Source organism: Hyella patelloides LEGE 07179, assembly GCF_900659865.1.
Taxonomy (GTDB): domain Bacteria; phylum Cyanobacteriota; class Cyanobacteriia; order Cyanobacteriales; family Xenococcaceae; genus Hyella; species Hyella patelloides.
Genome location: NZ_LR213968.1, coordinates 1 through 12,600, shown reverse-complemented (window position 1 = coordinate 12,600; position 12,600 = coordinate 1). Strand labels below are relative to the sequence as shown.

The following is a 12,600-nucleotide window of genomic DNA, read 5'->3' as shown; positions in this document are numbered from 1 at the left end:
TTGGTGGTATTGGCAGTACCAGTACTCAGAATTGGCTGACCATCATCATCATACAGAATATTACCTTCTTCATCGAGTTGCACCTGTGCTAGGGTGGGTTCGTGACGGGCAATTAACACACCATCAGACGTGCTAACCAAATCAGGTTCGATGAAATCTGCACTCTGAGCGATCGCTGTAGCATAGGCTTCTAAAGTATGCTCTGGTAAAATTCCACTGGCACCACGATGACCTATTACTAAGGGATCTTGACCGTTAAGAGTATTCAAATTGGTCACATTGGGCGTAGCAACAGGAGCTTCAACTAACTCTCCATCAGAGTTAAAGTGCAACACATAAGGGCCAAACTCTTCCCCCACCCAAATATCGCCGTTATCGTCAATTACAAAAGATTCAATATCAAAATCGCCACCAGTAAGTAGACGATCTTCTGTATTTTCGTTGATAATGTCAAAAGGAATTAAATTGTTGGGGTCGGAAAGTTGGACAAAGCCTTGTACCTCTACACTTCCGTCTCCATTTTCTAGTTCACCCGTAAAGTTAGGATCGACCTGATAAATCCTTAATAAGTAGTCTGCACTGTTGGTCTGTGCGCCAAAACCATTATCAGATAAAAACCAAAATGCTCCATTACCATCGGGAGCAAATTGAACACCACTAAAGCCTTGTACTGGCTGTCCATCAAAAGGTCCCATACGACCATTAGCATCGATGGGAGTACCATCACCACTATCCGCACCAGAAGTCGGTCCTTCTGCAAAAGTATCTGCGGGTAAAGAGGCAAAACCCGCTAAACTACCTTGCATTGACTCTTCACTCATTATTTTTATGCTCCGTTACTGCTCGCTAAAGAGGTTTAAAATTCTGCATTTGTAGGGAAAAAATGAGTAGTACAAAATTTTATGAGTCGTCAACTCAGATGAATAACTATCATAGGCTACAAAATATAAGCGACTGAGATGATATCATCAAAAAATCTACGTATTCTTCCTGTAACAGCTTTGCACTTTAAAATTAAGAAAAGACTATGAAGTAATTAATAACCAAACAATAAAATTTGAAGTCTTTATAGAATAAGGCGAGTAGTGTCAGACACCTACGTAAAAAATTTATTGTAAAAGTCAACTGATTCCTAGTACTTTGTCAACTTTATTTTGCTGGGTAATTTTTCAACTTTTACAGCTTCCTTTAACCTTTTCCCCTTTCCCTTTACCCGTCAATTTTTAATTGACAGAACACTAGTACCAAGTGTCAATGTCTGTGAAGGTGAAGATTCCGAAGTCCATCATTGACATCCTCCCTCACTGAAAGTGAGGGATTCTCAGCCTCACGATTGAGTCTTTCTGTTTCACCCGCACATATCTAGACACAACCCTAAAGTTATGCCCCCAACATTGGTACGTCCACAGACCTTTACTGTATTACAACAGCCCGATCCCGCAAGCCCTGCGGTACGGTTTCAGCCAAAGCTTTTTAGTACTTGATGCTTGGACATTTTACCTGTTCCAGCTTTTCCGAACAGAACCCTATACATCCAGTTTTCAAGGTGCATTGTACCTTCGCTTGGTTTTCGCTTTCCAGTACAAAATTATTGTACAACGGCTACGACCACTGGCATTTAAAGATTCTGCATCAAAACTGTAAACAGGAGAGCAGTAAACTCTGCCCTGCTTTCCTCTCATCACTAAAAGCGAGAGTTGACCGCAGGAAGAAAAGATGAAGCAGAAACTAGAGGTGAAACACTATTAGAAAACAAGTTCTTTCAAAAGCTCTTTTAAAGACCTACTTTGTCGAAAAATAACAGACTACACAAGCCCCGCGAAAACTGACGGAGTTCCGTCCTTACCCACATAGCACAACTATCCCGAACATTTTTCTCCTTGTATATCGCGAAAATAGCTTAAAAATCATCTTTTATGACCATTAATAACACACTTCATTCCTTTTACTACACTTGAGGCTCTTTTAAACTACAAATAACTCTCTTAATTTACTTTTGCAAGAACTCTATATGACTTCTTAAGAGTTAGGGAAATGGTTGTAAACAGAACAAAGCAAATCTGTCGCTCAAAAAAATGATGAGCGTTACCTCATGGTGGTATGGTTTTAAATTTTTTGGCTTTCTTCTAGGCATTAAAAATGCTATTAGCTATTAACAACAAAACGTATCATTATTTACTTCATATTTTAATCAATTAACAGTAATCTAATAAAGATAATCATTATCATTGGATCGCCTAAATACTGACTAAAAAAATGTTTTTAACGTCAAAAATATTGACTATCAACTATTTTTGCAATAAAGATAATCGTTATCATATATTTTTGACATATTTGTTTGAGAACATTAAATTATAAATTTGTCAAATATGATTTAAGATTATTTTTTGTTAATTTTAGGTAATTTAAAAGGTTTTTTTAAAATAAAAAAATTTTTCTTAATACATCAATTACTGCTTAAGTATATATAAAATGATCTTTAAAAATATGTGCTGAAAATTACGCAGCAATCAAAAATAAAGAAATAGTTATTCTCTTACTTTCTTAACTAATTTACCTCCCTCTTCTTCATGTAACCTTAATGTTGCTCTGAGAATATTTATACTCGGTTCACAAGTTAGTAGAAACCACTAAGTGAATCTACTAAGAAACAAAAATTAAAGCAGAATAAATTAAATGGCTGGTCATAACTTAACTGTCGATGCTGGAACTACCAGTGTTGCTCTAGATTTACCTGTACTAGAATCAGCAGCAGGATTAACTCTTGTAGGTGCAGACAGCACAGGAGAACCATTCTCCGAAGAGTTTCAGGTTGGTTTCCCCATTACAGAAGATACCGACTTTACTTTTGAAGCAGACCCTTTTGCTTCTACTGGGGGTACAATTGAACACTCTGGAAATATTACTTTAGGCTTAGGAGAAGCAGAAGTAACTTTAGGCGACTTTTCCATTGGCTTTGACGCTGCAAGAGTTTCCGAAACAGCTAGTGGCTTTTTTGTAGCCGATACCTTAGATGATGGATTGGGTTTAGAAGTTTTATTTGATGTTGGCGCGCCAGGAAATGTGGCTGCTGATTCTGAAGAATTAACTATCTCTGAAGCAGACTTATTACTTGCCCCTGAATTAGCTGAGGCTTTAGGTTCTCCTGACTTAGCTGGTGCAGATGTCGGTGATACTCGCGTGGATGCCACTGTTACAGAACCAGAACCAACCACAGCTAAAAACGTAATCATCATGATTGGTGATGGCATGGGCTGGGAAATTGCTCGTGCTGCTGCAATTCAAGAAGCAATTAATCAAGGTCATGAAGGTAATACCCTTTCTGACTTTTATACTGAAGGTACTGGTGCAGGTTTAAGTTTCCAAAACTTAGATGGATATGCAGTGGCAACCACTAGCGGAACTTATATCGATGGAGATAAAAGTAATTCTGCATTAGAAGGAGACACTCTGGAGCGGGAAACTGGTGTGTCATACCAGTTCTCAAAAGTAACTAGAGAGATAGAGCATCTAAAATATATTCCCAACCAGTCAAAGAATAAATAATATCTTCAGATAAAGAATTAAGAATCTTCCCTACTTTATACTTAACATCATCAAGGCTAGCAAAAAATAAGTTTTTGAGCTTTTGCTTAATATATTGCCAAACTCGTTCAATGGGATTAAGTTCGGGACAGTAAGGCGGTTGAAATAAAAGAATAATATTTTCAGGAACTATTAATTTGTGTGCAGTGTGAACTGAAGCGTTATCTAGTTGAATAATATGTATTTCCTGACTATATTCTTGAACAAATTGGGCTAAAAAAGCCCCCAGACAATTAGAATTAAAATGCGAAAACTCATAAAAGAAGCTTCTTCCTCCTACTGGCTCGACTAACCCATAAATATAGTAATAACTATAATGCCATTGTAAAATTTGCTTTGGTTTAACTCCTGCTCTAGTTATTTTTCTTCCTGATTCAGTTCGATAACCCAATCTAGTTTCGTCTTGAAACCAATAAGAAATAGATAATTTATCCCCCCATTTATCTCTAAGTTCGCTGATTAATCCTTTGATTCTGTCGGGAAAGTGGTTTTTAAAAGCTTCTATTACTCCTGGTTGTTGCTTCTCATGAATGGGACGAGGTATTTTTAATTTTCCTTTCAATTCATATCTAACAATTCTGTGTATTGTTGGATAACTTATCTCAATATTCTGGCAGATAGAAAGCCATAGTTTTATTTCTTTATAACTATTAAATCCTTCCTGTTCAGATATTTCTTGTTGAAGAGAAGCTATGGTTTCTATTTCTAGTTTCTTAGGTCTTCCTGTTTGAGGTGGTTCTTCCAGAAGTTTCGCCATTCCTCCAGTTTTATATAACTGAAGCCAATAATGAATTGTTGATTCAGAACGCCCCATGATTACGGCTAAATATCTTACTGTTTCTGCTACATTTATTTTGAGCAAATATAAGCTCTGGACTTTAGGGAAAAAGCGATCGATAAAGACTACATTTTAGGCAGAGAAACCTTTTAACCTGTTTTTAGCCCCAAACAAATCCCCGTTCCGCTTTATGAGCAACAAAAAAGTCTCTATTGTTTTGTAACCAGCAAAAGAAGTTGTAGGAAATACCTGTTAGAAATGCTTCTAAAGTTTCCGCAAAAGTTGTTAAAGATTTATTAGCATAACGTTTTCTTAATCCACCCATTAATTGCTGATAAATAATAAAAGTATAGGCTGTAAAAACTAGAATAAAGTGACGAATTAAACTTTCTTTTTTTCTCATTTGATATTCTTTTAAGCCTAACCATCCTTTAGCTTCTCGATAAAACTTTTCAATATAGTTTCTCTTGGAAAATGTTTTGACTATCCATTCTCCTGTTACTCGTTCGCCTTGTTCATTAGTGATTAAGTAATCGATTTCAGTAGCTGATTCTGGAGAGCTAGCATTCATGACGATTGCGATAGTTCTCTGACCTTGAAGACCATTAGTTTCAGCTTGAAATGTAGCTGTATTCTTTAATCAATTAGTTTTTTCCTAAATATTATCAAGGCAGGGTTTATCCTCGTCTTTTTTTATGGAGAATAGCGATCGCTATTTCTAATTAATCTATCTAATTAATCTATAATAGGTTTGCCGAAATTATTCTCTACAATCAAAAACAAAAGATATGAAGACTTAACTAATTTGATTATTATTTTAAATCTTGTAATTTTCTCGATCGCTTTTTGTTTAAATAATACCAAGATTTAGTAGGGACGATTGGCAAATCGCCCAAACCCTTAATTTATGTGTCTTAGGTATTTTACAAATTGATATTAGATTGTTTGTTTAGAGCTTGTTAGAAGAAACACCAATTTTGTTTTTACTATTTTCTGTAAATTTATACGAGTGATATATTTGTGGTTTTCGTAATTTCTCTGAATAATTGATATGTCACAGGGAATATATTTAGTTATTTTTGGGGATAGATTTTTACTTCAATATAAAAAATAACTCTGTATACTGCATAGATTATAAATATTAGATACTTTTAAAATTAAATAAAAAAATTTACAATAAATTTATAAAGCTACGAAAAATTACTTTTACTAAAGGTAATTTTCTAGGGAAAGGTGAGGTTATATAAATTTTTGATTAACCTTTCCTGTTTATGTCCCGTCTTTTAATATCCCAATATCATGCAGAAGTAGAAAAAATAATTCAATATGGTGGTTCGAGAAAAGAAACATCTATTAGAACAGCGTTTCAGAATTTACTTAATGCTTATTGTCAGCCAAGAGATTATTTATTAATTCCCGAACTGGATTATAAAACAAAATCTGGTAAAACTGTATATCCTGACGGAACAGTTAAGGATGCTATTAGATTAGATTATGGTTATTGGGAAGCCAAAGATCGATATGACAATTTAGATGAAGAAATAGATAAGAAATTAGCAAAAGGTTATCCCGATAAGAATATTTTATTTGAAGACTCTCAAACCGCGGTTTTAATTCAAAGTGGCGAAGAAACTGGACGTGTTGAGATGAGAGATATGTCCGATTTAGATGGCTTAATTGCAGAATTTATTAACTATGTTCCACCAGAGGTTAGTAACTTTCGTCAGGCGATTAATGCTTTTAAAGAAGATATCCCCACTATTTTAGAAGCCTTAAGAGATTTAATTGCAAAGCAAGCTAAAAATAACAATCAATTTCTTACTGCAAGGAATAAGTTTTTAGATATCTGTCAACAATCGATTAATCCTGAAATTAGTTTATTAGATGTGCGAGAAATGATTATTCAGCATATCTTAACAGAGGATATTTTTATCAATATTTTTAATAATTCTGATTTTCACCGTGAGAATAATATCGCAAGAGAATTACAAAATGTTGTTAATTCTTTTTTTACTGGCAAAACCAAAAGAAATACCTTTGCAAAGATTAATAGTTACTATGAAGTAATTAAACGCACTGCGGTAAACATCGGCAATCATCACGAAAAACAAAGGTTTCTCAAAGCAGTTTACGAAAATTTTTATAAGGCATATAATCCGAAAGCAGCAGATAGATTAGGTATCGTTTATACCCCCAATGAGATAGTCCGCTTCATGATAGAAAGCGTCGACTATTTAACACACAAACATTTTAATAAATTACTTGCCGATCCTGGCGTTGATATCCTCGATCCATGTACTGGAACAGCCACCTATATTACAGAATTAATTGAGTATCTACCAAAGAATAAACTCAAACATAAATATCAAAATGAGATTCATTGTAATGAAGTTTCTATACTGCCTTATTACATTGCTAATCTTAATATTGAATACACCTATCAGCAAAAGATGGGTGAGTATGAAGAGTTTGATAATATCTGTTTTGTCGATACTCTAGAGCATACTTCTTTCTACGGTAAGCAAATGGATTTGTTTGCTTTATCAGTAGAGAATACAGCCAGAATTAAACGCCAAAATGATAAACAGATTTCAGTTATTATTGGCAATCCCCCCTATAATGCAAATCAAGAAAACTTTAATGATAACAATGCTAATCGTAGTTATTCAGAAATAGATAAACGCATTAAAAATACTTATGTAAAAAGTAGCACTTCTCAAAAAACAAAACTTTATGATATGTATACTCGGTTTATCCGATGGGCAACAGATAGACTAAATAATAATGGTATCGTTGCTTTTATTACTAATTCTTCTTTTATCGATGCGAGAACATTTGATGGTTTTCGCAAAGTAGTAGCAGATGAATTTAGCGAAATTTATCTGATCGATCTTGGTGGTAATGTCAGGGCTAATCCTAAACTATCTGGTACGACTCATAACGTTTTTGGAATTCAAACAGGTGTAGCTATTTGTTTTTTGGTAAAAAAGGAAGATAACAATAATACTCCTTGTAAAATGTTTTATGCTCGTCGTTCTGAATTTGATACAGCAAAAGATAAGTTACAGTTTCTTGGTGTGACAAAGTTTAAAGAAATAGATTTTTTACATACTACTCCTGACAAGCAAAATAATTGGATTAATCAAACGAATAATGATTTTAACGAACTAATTCCGTTGATTGATAAAGATGTTAAAGCAGGTAAATCAGAACAAGCTATATTCAAGTTATTTTCTTTAGGAATTGCTACAAATAGAGATGAGTGGGTTTATGATCGCGATAAATCCAATTTAATTAATAAGATTAATTTTTTGACAGATGTTTATAATCACTGTGTTGATTGTAGACAAGAACATTCCTCTATCAAATGGAGTTCTTCACTTAAAAAGTATGCAAAACAAAATTTTAAAACCAGATATAGAGAAGAGTTAATTAAAATATCTCTTTATAGACCATACTACAGAGTTTATACTTACACAGAAAAAATTTTTAATGATAGATTGACCAATAATCATTATGAGATATATTCTCATAATTTAGCCAATTTTAATTCAGTAATTGTCTTGACAAATATTAGTTCAAACAAGTTATTCCATTGTTTAGCTAGTAATACATTAATAGATTTACATCTTACTGGTGATTCTCAATGTCTACCACTATATACCTACGATAAATCGGGAAATCGCATTGAAAATATAACCGACTGGGGATTAAAACAATTCCAAGATTATTACAGTAAGGGCAATTTAGGTAAGGGCAGTTCGCGAATTGCCTCTACAATTACCAAATCGGAAATTTTTTACTATGTCTACGCTGTTTTACATGATCCTCAATACAGAGAAAAATATCAGCAAAATTTGAAACGAGACTTTCCCCGTATTCCCTTTTATGATAACTTCCTTCAGTGGGTAGCTTGGGGTAGACAATTAATGGATTTACATATTAATTATGAAACAGTAGAACCTTATCAATTAAAAAGAATTGACCTCTCCCCTAACCCCTATCCTACAAGGAGAGGAAAACAAATACCAAAAGTTAAACTAAAAACCGATAAAGAAAAAGGCACAATTATTTTAGATACCGATACCAGTTTACATGGTGTTCCTGCTGAAGCTTGGCAATATAAACTTGGTAATCGTAGCGCAATTGAATGGGTACTGGATCAATATAAAGAGAAAAAACCAAAAGATCAAACCATTGCCGAAAAATTTAATACCTATCGCTTTGCTGACTATAAAGAAGAAGTAATTGAACTGTTGCAAAAAGTTTGTCAGGTAAGTGTGGAAACTATAAAAATTATCGAACAAATGACAAGATAAATTTGTTTACTAATTAATGAATTTAAGACAGGATTAAATCTGTCTTTTGATTGACAAAAGCGATCGCAAAATATCTTATAAAGGGAGATCGCAATTCTTTTTAATCTTCATAGATATTACTGTATGTATAGATATCAAAATATCTTGAAAATTGCTACTAAAGAAGTCAATAACTTCTTTATTCTAACTAAATCTTGTAAGCGATCGCAACTAATCTCTGCGTAAAATTGTTTAGCAATCAAAAGTAAAAAAAAGTAATTTTTTCTAATTCTTAACTAATTGAGTGACCTCTTCTTTATGTTTTCTTAATACTAATTTGAAAGCATTAAGTGGAAGTCTTTATGTTGACTTCGTTTGAAAGCGATCGCTGAATTAAATACTAACAATCAATTTACTTGAAATTAGAATAACGGGGAGTATATGACAAGCAATAACAGCGTAATTTTTATTCATCCAGATGGTGCAAGCCCTTCTCATTACGCAGCAGGGCGTTTGGCTTCAGAAGGACCCGATGGTAGATTGAACTGGGATGAGATGACCAATGCAGGGGTTTATCTCGGACACATGGATGACCAGATTGTCGCCACTTCTAACGGCGGTGCAGTGGTTCATGCTTATGGAATTAAATCCCATGCAGGTAGCTATGGTTTAGATGAATCAGGCAATCCCTATACATCTCTTTCTGGGGTAGAAGACCTGACTATCATGGAAGAAGCGATCTCCGAAGGTAAAGCAACAGCCGTAATTAATTCTGGTTTTATTGCCGAACCTGGTACTGGCGTTTTCCTAGCCGATGCGGAAAGTCGTAGTGACGTTACTGGTATTACGGCACAAATTGTCGAATCTGGGACTAATGTCATTATGGGTGGTGGTGAAATTCACTATCTACCCGTAGGTACAGTGGGACGTTTTGGAGAAGAAGGGACCCGCGAAGACGGACGCAATCTAATCGAAGAAGCTGAGTCAATGGGCTATACCGTTGTTTATGACCGCGAAGAACTCGAAAGCCTGCCCGCAGATACGGAAAAAGTATTGGGGATTTTTGCAGCCGAAGATACTTATAACGATACTACTGAAGGTACGTTACAAGAAGAAGGCTTTGTAGATGAGAACGGCGAGTTAATTCTCTACGGTCAACCAGGCAATGAAAATCCACCTACAGTTGCCGAGATGTTGGATGCAACTTTGGAACTAGATGCTTTCAACGATCCTGAAAACGGAATGTTTGTAGTTCTAGAAGAAGAAGGCACAGATAACTTCGGCAACAATAACAATGCTGCGGGTACGATTGAAGGCGTATTAAGGGCTGACGCAGCTATTGGCGTGGCACAAGATTATATCGACAATGTTAATTCTGAAACATTATTAATTACTGCTGCTGACAGTGATGGAGGTGGTTTAGAAATTGACGATGTAGAAGGAGAAACCGTCGGCACAACTGGGGTTCAACCTCCTTTTGAAACTGAAATCCCCTACGATGGGACAACTGGTAATGATACTGCACCCTTTGTTACTGGTGCGCCTGATGCTAACGGTGATACTTTTGAGTTTGGCGTTACTTGGGCTGGTAATCCCGACTTTGCAGGTAGTATTGTTTCTAAAACCTATGGTTTAAATGCCGAAGAACTTCCCGCTACTGTAGATAACACTGGTATCTATCGTTTGATGTATGAAACTCTTTTTGAAGAAGAGTTAGCACCACCAGAAGGCGTACCCGATGATTTTAGTATCGATGCGCCCCCCGAACCAACTGAAGATACTGGTAACGTTATTTTCATTCACCCAGACGGTACGAGTCCTTCTCATTATGCTGCTGCAAGATTTGCTTCAGAAGGAACAGACGGCAGACTCAACTGGGATAACATGACCGATGCTGGAGTTTATCTCGGACACATGGAAGATCGGATCGTCGGAACCTCCAACGGTGGTGCAGTAGTTCATGCTTATGGTATAAAACCTTTTGCTGGTAGCTATGGTTTAGATGAATCAGGCAATCCCTACACTTCTTTATCTGGTCAAGAAGGTACTACTATCATGGAAGAAGCGATCGCTGATGGCAAACCCACAGCGGTTATCAACTCTGGTTTTATTGCCGAACCTGGTACTGGTGTTTTTCTAGCTGATGTGGAAAGTCGCTCAGAAGTCACAGAAATTACTGCTGAGATTGTGGAGTCTGGTGTAGATGTCATTATGGGTGGTGGTGAAATCCACTATTTACCCGTAGGTACAGTGGGACGTTTTGGAGAAGAAGGTACCCGTGAAGATGGGCGTAACCTGATCGAAGAAGCCGAAACAATGGGTTATACCGTTGTTTATACCCGCGAAGAACTAGAAAGCTTACCCACAGATGCCGAAAAAGTCTTGGGGATTTTTGCAGCCGAAGATACTTATAACGATACCAATGAGGCAACTTTAACTGAAGAAGGTTTTGTTGACGAAAATGGCGAGTTAATTCTCTATGGTCAACCAGGAAACGAAAATCCGCCTACTGTTGCCGAAATGCTAGAGACAACTTTAGATTTGGATAAGTTTGCCAATGCTGAAGATGGCTTTATGGTTGCCTTGGAAGAAGAAGGCTCGGATAACTTCCCTAACAATAACAATAGTGCAGGAGCAATTGAAGCTACTTTGCGGGCTGATGAAGCTATTGGTGTGGCACAAGATTTTGTCAACAACGTCGATCCTAATACTTTGGTTTTGACTGCTGCTGATAGTGATGCTGGTGGCTTAGAAGTAATTGATGTTGATGAAGACAGCGAAACTGTAGGTACTATCGGCGTACAGTCTGAGTTAGTTTCCTTTGGAGACGATGCTGATGGTACTCCCGTTCCCCTTGATGGTACTACTGGTAACGATACTGCACCCTTTACCACTGGCGCACCCGATGCTGACGGGGATACCTTTAATTTTGGCGTAGCTTATGCAAGTACTACTGATGTGGCAGGAAGTATTGTTTCTAAAGCCTACGGTTTAAATTCCGATCTCTTAGAGGATACTGTAGATAATACTGATATGTATCGTATTATGTATGAAACCCTCTTTGGTGTAACTCCAGAAGAAGCAGCCCAACCAGAAGAAGCAGTCCAAGAAGAAGATATTGTTGACCTTTTAGATTTCACTGTGGAAGTTAGTGCAACCTCCAACGCTGGTTTTGACAACACAGGCGGTTTCTATCAAGCTATTAACGCCGAAGGGACAGTAATAGATCCTTTGACTGGTGCTGAAGTTGCAGTGGGAGATGAAGGTTACGAAGCTTCTGCTTTAGCTAATAGTGTGGTGGAAATTAGTGATGATGAAGATGCAACTGTGGAGTTTCAAGGTGGTTTTGTTTACGTCCCTTACATTTTAGCTGATGGTACAGAATTCTTTACTGCTTATGCCGAAGCTAATGCCGATGGTTTAGATCACGTTCAACCTTTAGGTAATAATACTTTCGGTTTTGAAGATTTACTTGGTGGTGGCGATGGTGATTTTGACGATTTTGCGATCGCTTTTGAAGTTATTTAATTGAATAAACATTGATGTCAAGTATTTTGTGGCGGGGATATTCCCCGTTTTTTTTGGTTAATTTTGCGATCGCTCATAACACCAGCGAACTTGTTTGCATTTACAGTCAAAGAGAGTTTAAGACACTGCTTTATAAATCATAGACAAACCTAGACAAGCTAGATTGGCGATTTTTTTACTTCCTGCTTCACAGTAGCAACGTCGGCGTTAACTACTCCACAAGCTTTCACGGACAAGCCATCCGCATAGCGAGCTAGATTGATGCTCGCGTTCCAATCACGAGGTAAAAATACCCCACAATTATCACAGATAAACCATCTATCTGAGAGAGTTAAATCTTGTTTAATGTGTTGGCAATTCGAGCAGGTTTTACTACTAGGATAAAATCGAGCGACAATTACCAACTCCGAA

General features: G+C 36.4%; 5 protein-coding genes and 2 pseudogenes. 3 read left to right on the top strand and 4 right to left on the bottom strand.

Going from position 1 to position 12,600, the window contains the following annotated elements; all coding sequences use genetic code 11:
- The coding region (locus H1P_RS23985) for an esterase-like activity of phytase family protein (RefSeq protein ID WP_222427206.1) at positions 1-821 on the bottom strand (821 nt) is incomplete at its 3' end.
- Between the two features lie 2,413 nt (positions 822-3,234).
- Here H1P_RS23985 and H1P_RS39475 point away from each other — a divergent pair.
- Positions 3,235-3,459: pseudogene (locus tag H1P_RS39475) on the top strand (alkaline phosphatase); the annotation flags it as partial.
- 34 nt (positions 3,460-3,493) lie between these two features.
- Here the strand turns inward: H1P_RS39475 and H1P_RS23975 are convergent.
- Positions 3,494-4,447, bottom strand: a complete 954-nt coding sequence (locus H1P_RS23975; RefSeq protein WP_144872088.1) for an IS630 family transposase — start codon at positions 4,445-4,447, stop codon at positions 3,494-3,496.
- Positions 4,448-4,523: 76 nt separating this feature from the next.
- A pseudogene (locus H1P_RS23970) lies at positions 4,524-4,988 on the bottom strand (IS701 family transposase); the annotation flags it as partial.
- A gap of 646 nt (positions 4,989-5,634) precedes the next feature.
- On the opposite strand from H1P_RS23970, the gene H1P_RS23965 reads away from it, so the two are divergent.
- Positions 5,635-8,682, top strand: a complete 3,048-nt coding sequence (locus H1P_RS23965; RefSeq protein WP_144872084.1) for a type ISP restriction/modification enzyme — start codon at positions 5,635-5,637, stop codon at positions 8,680-8,682.
- Between the two features lie 420 nt (positions 8,683-9,102).
- Positions 9,103-12,189, top strand: coding sequence for an alkaline phosphatase (locus H1P_RS23960; protein ID WP_222427205.1), 3,087 nt, complete (start codon positions 9,103-9,105; stop codon positions 12,187-12,189).
- Positions 12,190-12,347: 158 nt separating this feature from the next.
- Here H1P_RS23960 and H1P_RS23955 read toward each other — a convergent pair.
- Positions 12,348-12,600, bottom strand: a 253-nt coding sequence (locus H1P_RS23955; protein WP_144872082.1) for a zinc ribbon domain-containing protein, incomplete at its 5' end; no start/stop codon positions are given.

What these genes read in the sequence shown, in the direction of transcription:
- H1P_RS23965 (WP_144872084.1), top strand. Translation starts at nt 5,635, where the DNA reads ATGTCCCGTCTTTTAATATCCCAATATCATGCAGAAGTAGAAAAAATA.
- H1P_RS23960 (WP_222427205.1), top strand. Translation starts at nt 9,103, where the DNA reads ATGACAAGCAATAACAGCGTAATTTTTATTCATCCAGATGGTGCAAGC.